General features: G+C 63.4%; 18 protein-coding genes and 1 tRNA gene. 11 read left to right on the top strand and 8 right to left on the bottom strand.

Annotated elements, in window-relative coordinates; genetic code table 11:
* Nucleotides 1–17 precede the first annotated feature (17 nt).
* From ACN9MB_RS19085 to ACN9MB_RS19065, 5 genes are all read left to right on the top strand, one after another.
* A complete protein-coding gene (locus ACN9MB_RS19085; RefSeq protein WP_426269918.1) occupies nt 18–1064 on the top strand; it encodes an O-antigen ligase family protein in 1047 nt (348 codons plus the stop codon).
* Complete coding sequence (locus tag ACN9MB_RS19080; RefSeq protein ID WP_426269917.1) at nt 1061–2068, top strand: glycosyltransferase family 2 protein; 1008 nt, start codon at nt 1061–1063, stop codon at nt 2066–2068. Before ACN9MB_RS19085 ends, ACN9MB_RS19080 begins: the two co-directional genes overlap by 4 nt.
* A gap of 13 nt (nt 2069–2081) precedes the next feature.
* Nucleotides 2082–3029 (top strand): hypothetical protein, encoded by a 948-nt coding sequence (locus ACN9MB_RS19075; protein ID WP_426269916.1) that lies wholly within the window; start codon nt 2082–2084, stop codon nt 3027–3029.
* Entirely contained in the window at nt 3029–4444 is a 1416-nt protein-coding gene (locus ACN9MB_RS19070) for a lipopolysaccharide biosynthesis protein (RefSeq protein ID WP_426269915.1), read from the top strand. The genes ACN9MB_RS19075 and ACN9MB_RS19070 overlap by 1 nt, the downstream gene beginning before the upstream one ends.
* 180 nt (nt 4445–4624) lie before the next feature.
* Nucleotides 4625–5278 carry a phosphatase PAP2 family protein gene (locus tag ACN9MB_RS19065; RefSeq protein WP_426269914.1) on the top strand — a complete coding sequence of 218 codons (654 nt, stop codon included), beginning with the start codon at nt 4625–4627 and terminating at the stop codon, nt 5276–5278.
* A 20-nt stretch (nt 5279–5298) separates the two neighbouring features.
* On the opposite strand, the gene ACN9MB_RS19060 is transcribed toward ACN9MB_RS19065, so the two are convergent.
* The 5 genes from ACN9MB_RS19060 to ACN9MB_RS19040 all read right to left on the bottom strand — a co-directional run bounded on the left by ACN9MB_RS19060 (nt 5299) and on the right by ACN9MB_RS19040 (nt 11701).
* Entirely contained in the window at nt 5299–7116 is a 1818-nt protein-coding gene (locus ACN9MB_RS19060; protein WP_204637390.1) for an SLC13 family permease, read from the bottom strand.
* Between the two features lie 388 nt (nt 7117–7504).
* Nucleotides 7505–8230, bottom strand: coding sequence for a tRNA (guanosine(46)-N7)-methyltransferase TrmB (gene trmB, locus ACN9MB_RS19055; RefSeq protein WP_426269913.1), 726 nt, complete (start codon nt 8228–8230; stop codon nt 7505–7507).
* Between the two features lie 4 nt (nt 8231–8234).
* Nucleotides 8235–9035 (bottom strand): thiazole synthase, encoded by an 801-nt coding sequence (locus ACN9MB_RS19050; protein WP_426269912.1) that lies wholly within the window; start codon nt 9033–9035, stop codon nt 8235–8237.
* Nucleotides 9036–9095: 60 nt separating this feature from the next.
* Nucleotides 9096–9296, bottom strand: coding sequence for a sulfur carrier protein ThiS (thiS, locus tag ACN9MB_RS19045; RefSeq protein ID WP_121882580.1), 201 nt, complete (start codon nt 9294–9296; stop codon nt 9096–9098).
* Nucleotides 9297–9385: 89 nt separating this feature from the next.
* Complete coding sequence (locus ACN9MB_RS19040) at nt 9386–11701, bottom strand: DUF6600 domain-containing protein (protein ID WP_426269911.1); 2316 nt, start codon at nt 11699–11701, stop codon at nt 9386–9388.
* Nucleotides 11702–12036: 335 nt separating this feature from the next.
* Here ACN9MB_RS19040 and ACN9MB_RS19035 point away from each other — a divergent pair.
* The 6 genes from ACN9MB_RS19035 (at nt 12037) to ACN9MB_RS19010 (ending at nt 16390) form a co-directional block, all read left to right on the top strand.
* Nucleotides 12037–12110 (top strand) — tRNA-Gly (locus ACN9MB_RS19035).
* Between the two features lie 47 nt (nt 12111–12157).
* The gene (locus tag ACN9MB_RS19030; RefSeq protein WP_204637223.1) at nt 12158–12613 is read left to right on the top strand and encodes an ATP-dependent zinc protease family protein; all 456 of its coding nucleotides are present in this window, start codon (nt 12158–12160) and stop codon (nt 12611–12613) included.
* Nucleotides 12610–13527 (top strand): 30S ribosomal protein S6--L-glutamate ligase, encoded by a 918-nt coding sequence (gene rimK, locus ACN9MB_RS19025; protein ID WP_204637222.1) that lies wholly within the window; start codon nt 12610–12612, stop codon nt 13525–13527. Before ACN9MB_RS19030 ends, rimK begins: the two co-directional genes overlap by 4 nt.
* 113 nt (nt 13528–13640) lie before the next feature.
* Nucleotides 13641–14132: a hypothetical protein gene (locus ACN9MB_RS19020; RefSeq protein ID WP_204637221.1), complete on the top strand. Its 492-nt coding sequence runs from the start codon at nt 13641–13643 to the stop codon at nt 14130–14132.
* Between the two features lie 301 nt (nt 14133–14433).
* The gene (locus tag ACN9MB_RS19015; RefSeq protein ID WP_046972192.1) at nt 14434–15120 is read left to right on the top strand and encodes a response regulator transcription factor; all 687 of its coding nucleotides are present in this window, start codon (nt 14434–14436) and stop codon (nt 15118–15120) included.
* The gene (locus tag ACN9MB_RS19010) at nt 15104–16390 is read left to right on the top strand and encodes a sensor histidine kinase (RefSeq protein WP_204637220.1); all 1287 of its coding nucleotides are present in this window, start codon (nt 15104–15106) and stop codon (nt 16388–16390) included. Before ACN9MB_RS19015 ends, ACN9MB_RS19010 begins: the two co-directional genes overlap by 17 nt.
* A 269-nt stretch (nt 16391–16659) precedes the next feature.
* On the opposite strand, the gene ACN9MB_RS19005 is transcribed toward ACN9MB_RS19010, so the two are convergent.
* From ACN9MB_RS19005 to metF, 3 genes are all read right to left on the bottom strand, one after another.
* Complete coding sequence (locus ACN9MB_RS19005) at nt 16660–17577, bottom strand: branched-chain amino acid transaminase (RefSeq protein ID WP_426269910.1); 918 nt, start codon at nt 17575–17577, stop codon at nt 16660–16662.
* 73 nt (nt 17578–17650) lie between these two features.
* The gene (locus ACN9MB_RS19000; RefSeq protein WP_426269909.1) at nt 17651–18244 is read right to left on the bottom strand and encodes a DUF4124 domain-containing protein; all 594 of its coding nucleotides are present in this window, start codon (nt 18242–18244) and stop codon (nt 17651–17653) included.
* A gap of 28 nt (nt 18245–18272) precedes the next feature.
* Nucleotides 18273–19100 (bottom strand): methylenetetrahydrofolate reductase [NAD(P)H], encoded by an 828-nt coding sequence (metF, locus tag ACN9MB_RS18995; RefSeq protein WP_426269908.1) that lies wholly within the window; start codon nt 19098–19100, stop codon nt 18273–18275.
* Between the last annotated feature and the right edge of the window lie 69 nt (nt 19101–19169).

Raw genomic sequence — 19169 nt, 5'->3', positions numbered from 1 at the left:
GGGCGTCATCGATTGCCATGGCGGTGCTGGTGGGCTGCACAACCTTGCCCGTGGCCGCGCCCTGGCTTGTCCGACGGATTGCCTCGGGCGATCCGCTCTATTTGTACTTCCCAATCATGCTGGTCGCCGTGACCCTAAGGGTGATCTGGGACACAGGTGTCGCGGGCTTGCAGTTTGCGGCCGCTTTAGTGCTTATCTGCAGCATTCTATTGAGTGGATTTGCTGGTCGACTGCTCGCCAGAAAACGAAATGTCCTGCTGTTACTGGCGATTCTGGGGTGCGCGATCCTCATCATTGGATGGTATGCAAGTTTTCCAGGGCTGCGCCAGAAGAACGCCGTAGGTGGCGCTGTTTTCTACCTCTTGCTGCTTTCCGGCATCGTCTTTCTTCGGGACAGATTCTGGCTTTCGGCTTATCTCCTTTCTTCAGCGGCAGTCGTCGTTGCGATCTTCGACATGAGGTCGATCGTGATCGTCTGCGCGATCATTGTTTTTGCGATGTATCACCCGCTGGGAAAGTCACCCCGAATCCTGTTCCTGGCTGTCGTTGTGATGATCCTTGGCACGATCATCGTGGTGAGCGTCATGCAGACAGGGGTGTTCGACAAATATCTCCAGGCGTACAACTCGCATTTTCAACGAGGGCTGGAGTCGGGGCGCGATGTGATCTGGCCGATGGTGCTCGACCAGGCTTCGGCGGCACCTTATTTTGGCTTGGGCTTCGACGCCGGAAAATTCAGCTTTCGAGATGAAGAGATGTCGGCACACAACCAGTATCTGGAGATACTGGTTCAGCAAGGTGGCGTGGGTGTTCTTCTCGTGGCCTTGTTGCTGACCATCATCGCCAACAAGGCTTCGGTATCCATTCGTGACGATTTTTGCCGGCAAAGATTTTCTGGTGTTTTTTGCGGGATCGTCTATGCCAATAATTTCGAGGTTCAGCTCTTCCAGAATCTCTTCTATATCGGGCTTGTACAGTGGCTTCTTATCGCATTGACGCTGTATGGCGAAATGCCGAGAACGCTGGGAACGCGGGCTTCATCCGGCGGGAACTCCGGCGCATGAACATCGCGGAGGTAAGTGGCCACGTTTCAGGGATGAAGAGTGGAGAGGGCTCGGGTGGTCATTCGAAATGCCAGAGCGTCATCGTTTGTATCCCCACCTTCAATCGGCCTGAAGGCTTGCGACTCTGCCTCGATTCGATCTGCCGCCAGGTATTTCCGGCCGATGCTCGAATCGCCGTAAGTATCGTGGTTGCCGACAACGGCGATGGAAGCGTGGCGTCGAGCCTCAACGGGACCGCAGAGCAATTTGCGTTTCCGATGAGGGCGATTCACGTTCCTGACAGGGGTTTGTGTCATGCCAGGAACGCTTTGTTCGCCGAGGCCCGGGGGAAGGCGGACTTTCTGGCTCTCATCGACGATGACGAGATCGCCTCGCCGAGCTGGTTGTGGTCCCTGGTTGAGACGGCAAGGTCGCATGACGCAGATGCTGTCGTTGGGCCGGTATTTCCTCGCTACGAGCCGGGAGTCGCTTCCTGGTATCTCATGTCGGGAATGGAGCACAACCATCCGAAGTTGATGAGGCTTGCTACTGGAGCAATGTCGCCCAAGCGGGCGGCGCATAACACGCTGATACGTTCGGCGTTGTTGGAAGAAGTACCTTGCCCGTGGTTTCCGCTGGCGTTGAATTTCGTTGGATCGGAGGACCGCGCATTCTTTGATCGGGCCAGAGCGATGGGCCGGGACCGTGTGGTTTGGTGTGCCGAGGCTCGCGTCGACGAATCTATTCCGTTGGACCGCACATCTCGCGCCTTCTTTCGGAAGAGAAATCTGCAGAGAGGTAGTTCGGAGGTTCTGGCAGAAGCTCTCTTTCGTCAGATGCCTGGTGGCCACGCCCCCGCGCGATGGAAGGGCTATGTGCGGACCGTTGCAGTGTTCGCGAAAGCGGTTTTGCTCTCGCCCTGCCTTCTTTCGCCCACCTATCGATATCGATGTTTGCGGCCGATGTTCTATGCCGTAGGGCGTCTGCATGGTCATGTGGGAAACAAGCAGGAGCTTTACAAATGAGGTGTACGACGCCATGACGCCCGAAATCCCCCCGAACGCTCCGCCTGATCTAGCCTGTTATGCCGAGCATGGAAGATTGCTGGTCTCGCGCCCGGACATCCTCGACCTGCCCGGGCGGTGCTGGACAGTCCATGCCAAGGACGAAGCCGATGTTTCCTGGCCGGCGCCCGGCGGCAACGCGGTGAAGTTGGACTGGAAACCTTGCGACTACAAGGACCAGGGCTTTCGCACGGAAATCACCCAGCCTTGGTCGGTTCCTGATTTTTCCAAGGTATCCCAAAACCCCTGGGGCGTTGGAGACGATGTCGCCTTTCCCCGGGTTCACTACCACTGGACGTTCGAACTCGACGATTCCTCCCGGCTTATTGGCAACTGGGCGTCTGGAGCGTTCGTGGCGCAATGGCATAGCGAGCGCCCAGCGCCAGTCGATGGGTCGCCGGTTATCGGGCTTCTCTATGAGCGCAGTTTGGGCCTGAAGGATCACGAGGCATACCTGACGCTGACTGCAAAAGTGCTCGGTAGCACCGGGCAATGTCTTCCAGGCGACGAGAAAGTCGTCAACAACCATGATGGTGAAAGCATTTGCTTCAAGCGCATGGCGCGCGCTGTCGTGGCCGATGACAGGCGCGTCGATGTGGACGTCGATATCGTCTGGGGGGATGCGGCGCGCCCCGGCAGGCTAAAAGTTGCCGTCGATGGGATGCCGCTGGATGCCGTGGAGCCCTATCACGCTGATGAGTCCGGTGCCTATGTTGTGCCGATCAAGCAAAACGGCATGCCGAACTACTTCAGCGTCGGCTTGTATGTTCAAAGTAGATACAAGGCGCTCTATCAGAAGAAGCTGAAAAGCGACGGGATGGGCGCCGATGACCTCTCGTTCTGCGGACCCCAAGGACACGTGTCGCTTGTTTTCAAGGATTTTTCATTCAAATCCATGCGATCTGATGGTCGGGGTCCCTAGTGACGACCAAAGACATCAGAAAGAGCCTCCTCGGAGGGGCCGCCTGGGCCTTTGGGGGAAAGCTGGCGTCAATCCTGTTCGGCTTCTTGCTGAATCTCATTCTGGCTCGAACCCTTAGCGCAAGCGATTACGGCACCTATTTCGTCATCATCAACACGATCATTATCACGGCGTCAGTGGGAGCGCTCGGGCTTGACCAGGTAGTCGTGCGCTTTACAGCCGGCGAGTTGGCGCTCGGGAACTTGATCGCGGTGCGGCGGATCGCGATCCGCTGCCTGGTGCTGGCATCGCTTGGGGGCGCGGCGGCAGCGCTGGCACTGTGGTGCGCAACGCCTTGGCTGTTCGGGAAAATGCTTTCGATGCCGGGCGCGGTTCCGCTCGCCGGACTCGTGTTTGCCTGGTCAGTGCTCGCTACCGCGCAGCGGCAGATAGCGGAAACCTTTCGTGGACTTCATCGAATTGGTGCGGCGACTTTCTTCAATGGTCTGCGAAGCAATGGCGTCATCATCTCGGTCCTCACCTTCGTTCTAACTTTTCTTGCGGCGAAAGCGTGGCAGATTCGCCTCAGGGACGTACTGTTCATTGCGGTCGTCAGTTCCGCATGCGTAACCGTCATTGCCGCAGTTGTGCTGTGTACGACACTGATGCGACTCGGACGGCACGATGGTACGGCCGTCGCCGGGGACTCCATGTTTTCGACGAGCCGCGCTCTTCATGAAGCGTGGCCCATCTGGTTGGCGATGACCATTGCGATGCTGAGGGAACAGGGCGTAGGCTGGTTCGCTGGAGCATTCGACACATCCAGCCAGGTTGCACTCTTTGGGGTCGCCCAGCGGCTCGTGCTGTTGATGACGATTCCCTTGTTCGTCATTAATACGGTGCTCCCTCCCGTCATTGCGGGGTTATTTGCGAAGGGTGAGGTAGAACGCATGGGGCGCGTCGTCAGGACAGCGTCCGGGTTGGCAAGTATTCCGTGCCTGCTGGCGCTTCTCGTCCTCATCCTGGGAGGAAAAATCCTGCTGAGTACGTTATTCGGTTCCTATTATGAGAACTCGTACGGACTTGTTCTGATTCTGTGTGTCGGATACGTCGCCGATATCGTCACCGGATCGTGGCAAGTGGTTCTTCCCATGACGGGACTTCGCAAGCAGACGATTTTTGTCTCCGCCATTGCCGCTGTCGTGCAGATTTCAGCATGCTTGTTGGGTGGGCGGCTGGCTGGCGTCTATGGGGTGTCCTACGGGCTTGTTGTCGGCATGATCGTTGGGAACGCTTGCGGCCTGTTTGTTGTGCGTCGTTACTTGGGGATCTGGACCTTCGTGGCCTTCGAATACAAGTACGTGACGGAGATCGTCGCTATGATCGGCCGAAAGTCTGTCGAGTCTCGATCGCGTCATAGCGTAAACAAAGCTTGACGCAAGATGGACAAGTCACCGATTCGTCTGCCTTGGGCTCAGCCCATATGTAGGTCGAAGAGGCCGCGTCGGTCTCGCCCTTCGCGCGCCGCCATGGGTCGGGAGGTGGGTTCCGAAGCGATATGTTCGAGTCCTCCTCCGTACGCAATGAACTCTGGCGGTGGTGGTTGCGGGATACTTATGACAATTGAATTAGCCGCGGCGCTGGCAGTAGCGTTGAAGCCAAATCGATGGTGGGGCGGCGTTACCGCCTTGGGCGATTCGGCGGTGCTTTTGCCCTGTGCGACGTTCATGTTCTTCTGGCTTTATGCCGAGCGTTCATCGCGAAATATGGCCTATCGGTGGCTGGTCCTGCTATCAACCGTTGGCTTACTCGTCTTGCTTAGCAAACTGATTTTCATTGCGTGGGGCATTGGCATCGACGCGCTGAATTTCACCGGTTTGAGCGGGCATTCCGCTCTATCTGCAGTCGTTTGGCCCCTGGCTTTGGCTCTGATCGTTGGCGCTGAGGGACGGCGTTACCGTGCCGGCGGGGCGCTTATCGGTCTTGTGTTTGCCCTGCTGATTGCGATATCGCGAGTTGTTCTATCCGCGCACTCGCTCTCGGAAGCAATGCTAGGCAGCCTTCTAGGGGTTGTTTGCACGCTCGCGTTTCTCTTTCGCTACGGTAGCGAATGGCGCGCGGAAAAGTGGCGGCTCCCGGCTGTGCTATCCCTGGCGCTGGCACTGTCTCTCACCTATGGCCTGCGGTTTCCTTCGACCTTTCTGCTTGAACAGATTGGCAGTCACTTGAACATGACCGATACGATTCATCGGAGGCAGCAGCTTCCGTGACAGGGCGCCGGTGCGCGTCTTCAGTGATACATCAAATTGATCGTCACCAACGTCAACACCAACACAAGCGCAGTGAGTGGCAAGCCGACGCGCAGGAAGTCCTTGCCGCGGTAGCCGCCGGGGCCGGCGACCATCATCAGGGCCGGATGGCCCGAGCTGAGCAGGAAGGTGTTGGACGAGGATACGGCGACGATCAGCGCATAGGCCGATGGATTGTTGCCGGTGGCAACGGCCACGCTGATGGCAATGGGGACCATCATCACGGTGGCGCCGACGTTGGACATGACCTGCGAAAAGAGCAGGGTGAGGATGGCCAGCGACAGTTGCAGGATCCAGTGGTTGGTATGGCCCAGGTGTTGCAACACTTCCTGCGCGAGCCATGCGGCGGCGCCGGTAGCGTCCATCGACCAGCCCAGCGGAATCAGGCAGGCGGTGACGAAGATGGTCTTCCAGTTGATCGCCTTATAGGCCTCGTCCATGTTGAGCACGCCGGTCAACAGCATGCCGATGGCGCCGGTCATCATGGCCACGGAAAGGTCGAGGTGCGTAAACAGCGCGAGACACTTGGCCAACAGGAAGAAGCCCACGGCCTGCCAGACTTTGCCGGGCCGCTGTTCTTCCTTGGGAATATCGGTGACCACCACCAGGTCGCGGTCTTCGCTGGCGAGCACCAGGTCGCGCCAGCTCGAATGCAACACCAGCGTGTCGCCGGCGCGCAAGCTCACCGAGCGCACGTCGTCGCGATAGACCTGGTCGCCGCGGTTCACCGCCAACACCGAGATGCCGTAGCGCTTGCGCAGCCGCAGGTCACCCACGGTCTGCTTGAGGAAGCGTGAGCTGGGCGGAATCACCGCCTCGGAAATACCGGCACGCGAGGGATTGAACAGCTCACCCAACTGGCGCATGCGCGGCGAGAGTTTGCACAGCTGGTTGTTGGCGAACTGGTTGAGCTGGTCGCGCGGACCGAGCACGCCGAGCACGGAGCCCACCCAGATGACATGATCCGCCGGCGGTGCCATGCGCGCATCGTTGCCGCTCTTGATCGCGAGGATCAGGGGTGCCCCGTAGAGCTGCTCAACTTCGCCGATGCTCATGCCAACCAGCGGGCTTTCCGCCGTCACCGTGAGCTCGGCGGTTTCGCCAACGATGCCGTAGGTATCGGCGAAGTAGCTCTCGGTGCGCCCGGGGGTGACCTTCAAGCGTTCGTCTTCGCGTTCTGGCAGCAGCTTTTTGCCGAAGAAGTAGAAGAACGCGACGCCCGTGAGCGCAAGCACCAGGCCCACCGGCGTGACGCTGAAGAGGCCGAACTTCGGAATCGTGTGCGCGCCGGCCGGCAGATTGGCGTTTGCGCTGGCCACCAGGTCGTTGAGCACGATCAGTGGCGAGTTGGCGATCAGCGTGGTGTTGGTGGCGGTGAGGATGCAGAACGCCATCGGCAACAACAGTCGCGAGATCGGCACGCCGGTGCGTGCGGCAAGGCGGCTGGTCACCGGGATCATCAGCGCGGCCAGCGCCTGGCTGGGAATGACCGCGCTGAACAGGCTGGTGACGAGGTTGATCACCACGCCAAGGCGCGATTCCACGCCGCGCGCCATGCGCATCACGAAACTGGCAGTGAGCGTGAGCACGCCCGCGCGGTCCAGGCCGGCGCCCATGATCATGATGGCGATGATCGCGATGACCGCGTTGCCGGCGAAGCCGTTGAACACGCGTTCGGAAGGAATGAGCCCGGTGAGGCCGATCACCACCACCACCAGCAGGGCCACCATGTCGGCGCGGATCCACTCCAGCACCAGCATCAGCATGGTGAAGCCCACCAGCCCCAGCACCAGGATCATTTCAGGGGTGAGGGCAAGTCCCACTAGCGCGCGCCCCTTGGTCGGGCATCCTGGTGACGGTTGGATGTGGGCAGTGGGAGCTTCACGCTACGACGACTCGTCCCTGTTTGAGGCGTGAGTATAAACGTGTGCTGCGCTGGGCTGGTGAACCGTGTATGCACTGCGAGCCCGACATGTCGGTTACTCGATGGCGATGGCAAACGGCGCAGATTCCCTCTCCCCTCCGGGGCGAGGGTTAGGGCGAGGGGCGGGTGCTCAAGATGGCGTTGCTAAGGCGGGCGTTTCGTGTGCGCGCCAAAAAAGCTCGCAATAAACAGTGTCGAGGCAGCGTAGCCCCTCACCCCAGCCCTCGCCCCGGAGGGGAGAGGGAGCAACTGCGTGCCTCGTTCTAGCGCTTGCGGTACAGCAGATCCCACACGCCATGACCCAGTTTGAGTCCGCGGCGTTCGAAGTGGGTCTCGATGCGCCAGGCAGGTTTTTCGGCGTACTGGCCGGGGCCGAGCTCGTTGTGCCAGTCGGGGGCGGCTTCCATCACCTCGTGCATGTGCTCGGCGTAGGGCTGCCAGTCGGTGGCCAGGTGCAGCAGGCCGTTGGGTGCCATGCGCGAGGCGAGCAGGGCCACGAAGTCGGGCTGGATGATGCGGCGCTTGTTGTGGCGTTTCTTGTGCCACGGGTCGGGAAACCAGATGCGCGCTTCGGCCAGGGTGCCGGGCGGGATCTCGTTTTCCAGCACTTCCACGGCATCGTGCTTGTACAGGCGCACGTTGCCGGCGTCGCGCGCGGCCAGCGCGTTCATCAGGCGGCCCACGCCGGGGCCATGCACTTCCACGCCGATGAAGTCGCGCTGCAGGTCGTGCTCGCTCGCCCACGCCAGCGCTTCGCCGTTGCCGAAGCCGATTTCCAGCACCAGCGGGACGCTGCGGCCGAAGCGTGAGGCAAAGTCCTGCGGCGAGCCGCTGTAGTCGATGCCGAAGCGGGCCCAGTGGTCGTCGAAGGCGCGTTGTTGCGCCGGCGTCATGCGGCCTTCGCGCAGCACGAAGCTGCGGATGCGGCGCATGAAGGGCGGCTGGTCGGCGCCTTCGTGTTCGCCGTCGTGGTCGTGCGTATCGCTCATGGAATCAGCCGATGGTGCCGTCGATCGGGCTGGACGCCGAGGCAAAACGCTTGCGCGGGATGCGGCCGGCCTTGAAGGCAGCGCGACCGGCCTGGATGGCCAGTTTCATGGCGTGCGCCATCAGCACCGGGTCTTTCGCGCCGGCGATGGCGCTGTTCATCAGCACGCCGTCGCAGCCCAGCTCCATCGCAATGGCGGCATCGGAGGCGGTGCCCACGCCGGCATCGACGATGATCGGCACCTTGGCGTTCTCGATGATTTCCAGCAGGTTGTAGCGATTCTGGATGCCAAGGCCCGAGCCGATCGGCGCGGCCAGCGGCATCACCGCCACGCAGCCGATCTCTTCCAGGCGCTTGGCCAGGATCGGATCGTCGCTGGTGTAGACCATCACGTCGAACCCGTCGGCGACCAGCGCTTCGGCGGCCGTGAGCGTTTCCACCACATCGGGGAACAGCGTGCGCTGGTCGCCCAGCACTTCCAGTTTCACCAGCTTGTGGCCGTCCAGCAGTTCGCGCGCCAGCTTGCAGGTGCGCACGGCGTCCGCGGCGTTGTAGCAACCGGCGGTGTTCGGCAGCAGGGTGAACTCGTCGGGCGGCAGCGCGTCCAGCAGGTTGGGCTGGCCGGCGTCCTGGCCGAGGTTCACGCGGCGGATGGCCACCGTCACGATCTCGGCGCCCGCGGCCTGGCTGGCGCGGCGCGTCTCGTCGAAATCCTTGTACTTGCCGGTGCCAGTGAGCAGGCGCGAGCCGTAGCTCTTGCCGGCAATGATCAGCGGATCGGAAGCATCGAGCGTCTTGATATTCATGGGGAGTTCTTCAGTCTGCGGCGACGCCCTGGCGTCGCATGAGCGCGCATGCCGGGGCGATCAACCGCCGCCGATGGCATGGACGATTTCCACGCGGTCGCCGTCGGCCAGGCTGTGGCTGGCATGCAGGCTGCGCGGGACGATCTCTTGGTTCACTTCCACGGCGACGCGGCGCTGGCCGTAGCCGGCGTCTTCAAGCAACTGGGCGACCGTGGTGGCGGGGGCGCAGTCGCGCGGACTGCCATTGAGCGTGATGTGCATCCGCCCATTGTAGCGGCTGGCGGCCCGAATGCCGCCCCGGACATGAAGAGGCCCGGCGGTGCCGGGCCTCCCGAGGGCGGTACGGACCCTCAACGCTGCTGGTCGTCCCGCCGTGGCGCCGGGCGGCGCTCCTCGTGGTTCGACTGCTGCTGCTGACGCTGCTCCGGCCGTGCCTGCTGGGGCTGCGGCTGCGGATTGTTGCGGGGCGCCTCGTAGCGCTGCTGCATCTCCTGCCGCTGTTGCATCTGCTGGCGTTGCTGCATGGCGTCGCGCTGCTGCATCTGCTGCTGCATGGCCTGGCGCTGCTGGGCTTCCTGTTGCTGCATCTGCTGCCGTTGCTGCAGGGCATCGGGCGGCTGCCTCTGTTGCTGCATCCTCTCGCGCTGCTGCAGGACGTCCTGCTGCTGCATCTGCTGCCGCTGCTCCAATTGCTGCTGTTGCTGGACCCGTCGCTGCTGCATCTGCTGTTGCTGGACGTCCTGGCGCTGCTGCATGGCGTTGTCGCGCTGGAATCGCTCGGCGTTGTCCTGGCGTGCCTGCTGCGACTGGGCCGGTTCGATGCGGGGCGCATTCGGCAGCGTGCCGGGCGCCGCCTGGCCGCGCATGCGGTCTGAGTCGGCGCTGGGGATGAAGCTCACGCCGGGACGCGGCTGGTTGTTTTCGCCGCGCGGCTGCGCATTCGGCCGGGCGAAGCGGGCAGAGGGCAACTCGCCCGCGCGCATCGCGGCCGGTTCGTTGTCGCCGCGAGGCATCGGGCGGGCAGCGGGCGCATTGCCCCGAGGCCCGGCATTGGGCTGTGCCGCCGAGAAATCCTGGGGGCGTGCAGGGTTCGCGCCCCGCATGCCGGGACCCTGGCCATTGAGCAGCCGCACATTGTTCGGCGTGGGCGCCATGCGCGGTGCACCGGCGACATTCACCAGTCGACCGCCGAAGCCCGCGGCCGGCGGCGTACGCGCCACCACCTCACGCTGGAATCCGCCGGCCGGCAGCGGACGCGCCGTGTTGGCGCGCGGCGGCGCAAAACTCGCCCGCACGGGGTTGAGGCCGCTGACGCCGCGCGGCATCACCGCCGCTTCGGAAAAGCGGCGCGGGTCGACCTGTGCCATATGGTTGCGGGCGTTGCGCGCGGCCACGAAATCCTGCCCCGACATGGCGCGGAACGCATGCGGCACGTCGCGGTTCATGTACCGCTCGTTGGGCATGGGGCGGCCATCGCGGAAATAGTTGTAGCGGTTGTTGATGTTGTTGATCACCAGGTTGCGGTTGTTGCGCACATAGATATTGGTGACGTTGACGTTGGTGTAGTAACCGCGGCTGGCGCGATACCACGGGTTGTAGACCTCGCCCGGTCCCAGCGGGAACCAGCCCACCGGCCCGCCCACGCCGATCGACACGCCGCCGCCGACGAAGGCCACCAGCGCCGGCGCATAGACCGGGCGCACACCGACCGGACCCGGCACCCAGCCCCAGCGGTTGCGCACATGGGCCCAGCGACCGTAGTGATAGGGCGCGAAACCCCAGGGCGAGGCGTCCACCCAGGTCCAGCCCCATGGGCCGACGTACGACCAGTGGCCATCGCTATAGGGCGACCAGTCGGCACCCACGCTGGCGGGATACCAGACCTGGCCGTAGTCGGGATCGTTCTGCCAGTTGCCGTATTGATTGAGATCCTGCGCACCCACGATGTCCGGCGACACGTTCGGGTCGGCCGGGGTGGAGGCGTATTGCTGGTTGCGGCTATCCACCCAGGCGTCGAAATCGTCGCCGCCCTGGATGTCGTTGATGGACACCACGCTCAGCGACGAATCGACGAACTCATACGAGCGGCCCGCGGCCACCATGCGCTGCGCGCCGCCCTCGCCATAGACCGTGGCGTGTCCGGCGAAGTCGGTGACGCGGGTGGACTTGCCGTCCTCGCTGATGTCCACCCGATAGCTGCCCGGTTGATCGATCACCAGCGCCACCGTGGGCGTATCGATTTCGTAGCTCTGGCCATCGTCCAGGCCCTGCACTGTCACGCTCGCCGTGCCCTGGGTCAGTTCGACCTGGGTGAGCTGGTCGTTGAGGGTGAGGAAGCCGAAATTGGAATCGTCGGCGATGCGCAGCGTGCCGCTGTCCAGCTGCAGTTCGGCGCGTGCGCCGTCGCCGGTGGAAAGGCGGTCGCCGGTGGTCAGCGGACGGTTGAGGCTGGCGTCGCCCCAGTCTTTTTCGCCCGCCGGCAACAGCCCCACATCGCCCTCGCGATAGGAAAGCCGTGCGATGCGCGACGGCGGATCGCCGGCGCCGTTGTCGTCGGGTGGCGCCTGGTTCTGCGCCTGGGTCAGCCCGCTGGCACAGATCAACAAGGCCGCTGCCATCCATCGCCGGTGGTGCGGCGACGTCAGGAAAGCAGTAAGCACACGCATCGGGTTCTCCGGAGCTGGACGCGATGGGCATCGCGGAAGGGTGGCGTCACCCGCAAGAACGCATAGGGATGGCGGGCGCCGACGGACGCATTATGCGGATGTGTGCTCCGTCCATCGCAAGGACCGGCCGTGCCCGCAGAAAAAGTGGTTCAGCCGGCCGCCATGTCCGGTTCACGCCGTGTTCGGCTGCGGCAGGCGGAGCGCAACGCGAAATGAATGCCGGCGACCGCTGCGTCATGTCGCGATGCCATCGGCCGCCGGTGCACCGATCCGTCGGACGTTCGCCGTCGGCGGTTCCCAAGGCCCGCGGAGGCGGGTTACCATCATCGGGCGTTGCGGGTGTAGCTCAATGGTAGAGCTGTAGCTTCCCAAGCTACTGACGAGGGTTCGATTCCCTTCACCCGCTCCATTTGCTCCCGACCCCCACGAGCTCCCTACACGCGGCGTACGCTGATCATGGCGGATGTGAACACCCTCGGCTGGCGGGAGCGCTTGGCATTGCCGATGCTCGGCATTCCTCTGCTCAAGGCCAAACTCGATACCGGCGCACGTAGCAGTTCACTGCACGTGGACACGCTGGAGAGTTTCGAGCGCGCGGGCGATACGTGGCTGCGTTTTTCGGTGTCGGTGGGCGGCCGGCATCGCATCGCGGTGACCTGCGAGACGTTGGCGCTGGATCGCCGGGCGGTCACCGACACGGGCGGCCGGCGCACCTTGCGCTGGTTCATCCGCACGGACGTGGTACTGGCCGGCGAGCGCTTTGCCGTCGACATCAATTTGACCGACAGGCGCCATATGCTGTTTCCCATGCTGCTCGGTCGTAGTGCGTTGCACGGGCGATTCGCGGTGGACCCTGCGCTTTCCTATACACAGCCTCGACCCCTCCGGGCGGGCATCACGGGTGTTTCATGAAGATTGCCATTCTCTCGCGCAACACCCGTCTGTATTCGACGCAACGTCTGGTCGACGTCGCGCGCGAGCGCGGCCATGTGGTGCGCGTGCTCGATCCGTTGCGCTGCTACGTGCGCATTGCGCCGGGCAACATGTCCATCCGCTACAAAGGCAAGGCGATCAAGGGCATCGATGCGGTGATACCGCGCATCGGCGTCACCAGCACCTTCTACGGCACCGCGGTGCTGCGCCAGCTGGAAATGATGGGGGTCTACACGCCCAACTCGTCCGATGCAGTGCTGCGTGCGCGCGACAAGCTGCGCTCGCTGCAGATCCTGGCGGCCCAGGGCCTGGACATGCCGGCCACGGTGTTCGGCGACAACCCCGATGACACCGCCGACGTGCTGGCCATGCTCGGCGAGCCGCCGCACGTGATCAAGCTCAATGAAGGCAGCCAGGGCACCGGCGTGGTGCTGGCCGAGAAGCGCAGCGCCTCGCAGAGCGTGATCGAGGCGTTCCGCGGCCTCTACGCCAACTTCCTGGTGCAGGAGTTCATCGCCGAGGCCAAGGGCACCGACCTGCGCTGCTTCGTGGTGGGCAAGAAAGTGGTCGCCGCGATGGAGCGCGAAGCGAGCCCGGGCGAGTTCCGCGCCAACATCCATCGCGGGGCCACCGCCAAGGCCGCCACGCTCAGCGCCGAAGAGCGGCGCATCGCCGTGCGCGCCGCCGCCGCCCTGGGTTTGGGCGTGGCCGGCGTGGACATGCTGCGCTCCAAGCGTGGTCCCTTGATTCTCGAGGTGAATGCCTCGCCCGGCCTCGAGGGCATCGAGGCCGCCTCGGGCGTGGACGTGGCCGGGGCGATCATCAAGTTGCTGGAAGGCGAAGCAGGCATCGGCCAGGCCCTGGTGAAGCGCAAACCGCAGCGCGCGGCGTAATTTTTTGCCAAAACCCGCCTTTCGGCCTTTGACCCGGTGCCGGAGCCCGGCCTAGCATGGGGATTCCTGCAGGTCGCGTCCCGAGGGGGGATGCCGCAGGGTGGAGGAAAACAATGAAGCGGAAGTACTGGCTGCCGGTCGCGGCGGCGATGATGCTCGTGTTGCAGGTGGCGTCGGTTCACGCAAAGGAAACCAAGCCTGACGTCAAGGCCGACACCAAGGACGAATTCGCCGCAGTGGCCGATCACGTTCGTCAGCAGATGGCCCCCGGCGGTCGGTTCGATTCGATCCCCAAGAACGACCAGCAAACGGTCACCCGCGACCTCAGCAGCATGGAGTCGCTGTTCGACAAGTTCGGCAAGGTCGATGCGATGGATCAGCCTTCGAAAGTCGAGTTGTTCAACAACCAGTCCGAAGTGAACGCCATCCTGACCCGTCACGACGGCGACCGTCAGGTGTGCGAACAGATCAAGCCGATGGGTTCGAACATTCCCAAGACGGTGTGCAAGACGCAGCGCCAGATCAACCTGGAGAACGACCAGTCCCAGCGCACCTTGCAGGACATCCAGAACCAGAGCCGCCAGAGCGCCGTCGGCGGTCACTGAGCGGTGGCGGTTAACGGTGGCGTGAGTACCGGTTAACCCCGATGTAACTGCGGGGCACCTATAAAGGCCCCACTGCAATGTGTCTGGCACTTTCCGCAAGGTCTGGTGACAGCAGATTTCGGTATCGGGGCAGTAGCTTGAGCCCAGGCGAGCGACCACGAGTCGAGCGGCCTGGGCTTTTTTCTTGCCCGATTTCGACCCTTGTTCAGCTTCGCGGCCGCCAAGGCCCCCTTTCCCCGGCACAAGCTTGTTAAGCTTGTTGCCCCGGTCGGCCCTCATGCCGGCTGCGTATGGAGGATGCATGCGCGTTTTGGTGATCGAAGACAACAGCGATATCGCGACGAACATCGGCGATTATCTGGAAGACCGGGGTCATGTGGTCGATTTCGCAGGCGATGGCGTGACGGGCCTGCACTTGGCCGTCGTGCATGACTTCGACGTGATCGTGCTCGACCTGACCCTGCCTGGCATGGATGGCCTGGATGTGGCCCGCAAGCTGCGCCACGAAGCGCACAAGCAGACGCCGATCCTCATGCTCACCGCGCGCGACGCGCTGGAGCAGAAGCTCACCGGCTTCGAGTCCGGCGCCGACGATTACATGACCAAGCCGTTCGCCCTGCAGGAACTGGCCGCGCGCCTGGAAGTGCTGGCCCGCCGCGGCAAGGGTCCGCAGAGCCGCGTGCTCAAAGTGGGCGACCTCACCTACAACCTCGACACGCTCACGGTCACCCGCGAGGGCAAGTCGATCCAGCTCAACCCCATCGGCCTGAAGTTGCTGCAGGCCCTGATGGAGGCCAGCCCCTCGGTGGTCACCCGCCAGGATCTGGAACAGCGCGTGTGGGGCGAGGAATTGCCCGATAGCGACTCGTTGCGCGTGCACATCCACGGCTTGCGTGCGGCCATCGACAAGCCCTTCGACAAGCCGCTGATCCACACACGTCACGGCATTGGATACCGCATGGTCGAACCGGATGCAGTCCAGGCGTAAGCTCAGGTTTCGCCTTGTCGTTTCGTTCGCGCTGTTCGGTTTCGGCCTCAGCGCGTTGTTCGCGTTTGCGGCGCTGAACATCCGTAGCAGGGTGGAGGACCAGTTGGTCAACTCCAGCCTGATGGATGATGCGAAATATGCGAACCAATTTGCGCAGGCGCATCCCGATGCGCCCGGTCCGGGCTCGCGCCTAATCACGGGCATGACGAAGAGTGAGCGCACGATCTACAAGGCGCCGCTGCCGTGGCAGAACCTGGATACCGGTATACACGACATCAACGAGCTGGCGGAGGATGGAACCCCGCATCACTACAAGCTGGCGGTGTACCGAGAGAACGGCATCATCAGTTTCGTCCGCTACGACGTTTCGCGAGAAGAGTTGGGCAAGCGGCAGCTGATTGTCAGTGTGGTCGCCGCGGTGTTTTTGTTTGGGCTGCTGTCACTTGTACTTGGCTTCTGGTTATCGCGCAAAGTTCTGAAACCGGTAAGCGATTTGGCACAACGGCTGCGTGATTTTCGCAAGAACGGCAAGGCCGAGCTCCTTGCGCCACACTTCGCCGATGACGAAGTGGGCGAGCTGGCGCTGGTGCTGGATGAATATTCCCAGCGACTCACCGCGATGGTGGAGCGCGACCGCGAGTTCAACTCCGACGTGAGCCACGAGCTGCGTACGCCGCTGGCGGTGATTTCCAGCACGACGGAATTGCTGCAGGGCTCGCCCGATCTCACCGACAAGTTGCGCGAGCGCCTCAAGCGCATCGAGCGTTCCTCGCGTCAGGCGACGGAGCTGATCGAGGCGTTGCTACTGCTGTCGCGCGCCGAACGTCGCGGTCCCACGCGCGGCGAAACCACCGACGTGGGCAAGGTGGCTTCCGATGTGATCGAAAGCCAGCGTCCGCAGATGCGCGACAAGCCGCTCGAAGTGGAGTTGAGCGTGCGCCAGCCGGTGAGCGTGAATGCGCCGGCCTCGGTGCTGGCGGTGGCGCTGACCAATTTGATCGGCAATGCGATCAAGTACACGCTCGAAGGCCGCGTGACGGTCGAAGTGAGCGCCAACCGCATCGAAATCATCGATACCGGCCCGGGCATCAAGCCCGAAGATGCCGAGCGCCTGTTCCAGCGCGGCGTGCGTGGCGAAGGTGCAGGCGGCAGCGGTGCGGGCCTTGGTCTGGCAATCGTGCGTCGCCTGTGCGATCTCTACGGCTGGGACGTGTCGATGCGTCCGCGCACGGATACCAACGGCGCCATCGCGAGCATCGTGTTCGGTTGATGGGATGGCGTGCGAAGCGCCGGCCTTTTTTGCTCGTCATTCCGGCGCAGGCCGGAATCCAGTAGCGATGCAATCGAGTTTCGCGCGAGCTCACACAGCAGGCTGCCACGATGCGACAACCGGGCACAGACGCTACTGGATTCCGGCCTGCGCCGGAATGACGGCTAGGGGTGGTCGCGTTCGACTGAAGGCACGGTCCAACGCTGCACTCTGAAAAAAAGCGGCGCCATCACGGCACCGCTTTCATAACTGCTGAAGTCCTCAGCGAATCAAAGCGGCTCCAGCCAACCCCACTGGTCGTTGGTCTTGCCGTTGAACAGGCCGAAGAACAGTTCCTGCAGGCGACGCGTCACGCGGCCGGCCTTGCCGCTGCCGATCTGCTTGCCGTCCACCGAGCGGATCGGGGTGATTTCCGCCGCCGTGCCGCACATCAGCAGCTCATCGCACAGATACAGGTATTCACGCGGAATATCGCGCTCCACCACTTCGATGCCGTCTTCGTGCGCCAGCGTCTTGAGCGTGTCGCGGGTGATGCCGGTGAGGATCGACGCGCTGGCCGGCGTGGTGTGCAACACGCCGTCGAAGACCAGGAACAGGTTCTCGCCCGCACCTTCGCTCAGCAGGCCGCTGGAGGCCATGGCAATGCCTTCGCCGAAGCCCAGGCGGCGCGCTTCACGCGCGATCAGCTGGCCGGAAAGATAATTGCCGCCCGCCTTGGCGCCGGCCGGGATGGTATTCGGAGCGAAGCGCTGCCAGCTCGACACGCAGGCCTCGATGCCGTTCTCCAACGCTTCCGGGCCGAGGTAGGGACCCATCGCCCAGGCGGCCACCGCGACGTCGATCGGCGTTTCCGCCGAAAGGCCGAAGCCGCCCAGGCCGCGGTAAGCCACCGGGCGCAGATAGGCGGCGGACAGGCCGTTCTTTCGCACCACGTCGCGGCAGGCGGCGGCGAGTTCGTCCTGCGAGTAGGGCAGCACCATGTCGTAGATCTTGGCCGACTGGTACAGGCGTTTGAGGTGGTCGGTCAGGCGGAAGATCGCGGCGCCGTCCGGCGTCGCATAGCTGCGGATGCCTTCGAACACCGACGAGCCGTAGTGCAGCGCATGCGCCATCACGTGCGTGGTGGCGTCCTGCCAGGGCTTGATGGCACCGTTCTGCCAGATCCATTCGGGGTACTGCTGCGCCATGGGGAGGGCTCCGGGGAAAAATCGCGCCATGATACCGCGAGCGCGCCGCCGGCGATTTTGCGCAGCACCAAGCTCAGCCCGAAGGGCGCAACCACATGCAGCCCGAGCGACGCACCACGGCGAAGCGCGTTTCACGGGGTATGCCGCTACCGTCGCCCGCGGCGGTATGGACGATCAGTTCATCGCTGTCCGTGGCGGGCCGTGAGGTCGCGGTGGGACCGGTGGCCTCGCCGTTGTCAGTCGATGGCGCTGGCGGATCGTCGCTCGCACCTGCCGTGCCGATATCCAGCAGGGGACGCTGCATCAACGACCCGAGCGAGCGGATGTTGGCCACCACCGCATCGCGCCCATAGCCGTTCCAGATCATCAGCCCGGCCAGCCGGTTGGGATCGCGCGCGGCGAAGGCATCCGTCATGCCCTGGCGCAGGTCGGCCACCGAGGTGGCGCAGCTCACCGGTGGTGGCGTCGCCGTGGCGACGTCCAGGGACGCCTGCGGCTTCGGTGTGGCAGGCGGCGTGTTCACCGGCGTCGCCTGCAGCGCGGCGCAGGGCTGGTCGGTGAACAACGGATTGCCATCGGAGCCGATGCAGCGATGAATGCCGCCTTCCTGCGCCATCGCACGGAGTGGCAGCAGGAAGATCAGCAGGATCAGCCAGGCTCGCATCATCCATCGAGCTTACGCTCGATGGCGTTGCTTATCCGTGCAGCCGGTCGAGGATCGCGCGTGTGGCGCGCGCACGGTTCAAGGTATAGAAATGCAGGCCCGGCGCGCCGCCGTCGAGCAGCCGGCGGCAGAGCTGTGCCACCACGTCGGCGCCCAGTTCGCGAATGGATGCGGCATCGTCGCCATGAGCCAGCATGCGCTTGGCGATCCAGCGCGGAATCTCGGCCCCGCAGCCATCGGAGAACCGCTTGAGCTGCGAGAAGTTAGAGATCGGCATGATGCCCGGCACGATCGGCACTTCGACGCCCAGGCGGCGCACGTCGTCGACGAAGCGGAAATAGGCGTCCGCGTTGAAGAAGTACTGGGTGATGGCGCCGTTGGCACCGGCGTCGACCTTGGCCTTGAAGTGGCGCAGGTCGGCGAGCGCGTCGTCCGCCTGCGGATGCGTTTCGGGATACGCCGCCACTTCGATGTGAAAGTGATCGCCGGAATGCTCGCGAATGAAACGCACCAGTTCCGAGGCATAGCGAAAGTCGCCCGGCGTGGCCATGCCCGAGGGCAGGTCGCCGCGCAGTGCGACGATGCGGCGGTAACCCGCGGCGCGATAGTCGTCCAACAGCGCCGCCAGCTCCGCGCGGGTGCCGCCGACGCAGGAAAGGTGGGGCGCCACGCTCAGGCCGTGCTGGGTATGCAGGTGATGCACCGTTTCGCCCGTATAGCTCAGCGTCGAGCCACCCGCGCCGAAGGTCACCGACACATAGTCGGGGGAATGCGATTTCAGCAGCGTCGCGGCCTGGTCGAGCTGGCTGCGCTGTTCGTCGGTCTTGGGCGGGAAGAACTCAAAGCTGATGCTCGACATCGAGGCGCTCCGTGGCGTCGTGGTGGCGGGTGCCGGGGAGTATATATCTCTTTTTCGCGATATAGAGAT

The organism is Dyella kyungheensis, assembly GCF_049913195.1.
Lineage (GTDB): Bacteria > Pseudomonadota > Gammaproteobacteria > Xanthomonadales > Rhodanobacteraceae > Dyella > Dyella kyungheensis.
The sequence above is the reverse complement of the archived record's forward strand: the minus strand, read 5'-3'. Positions and strand labels throughout refer to the sequence as shown.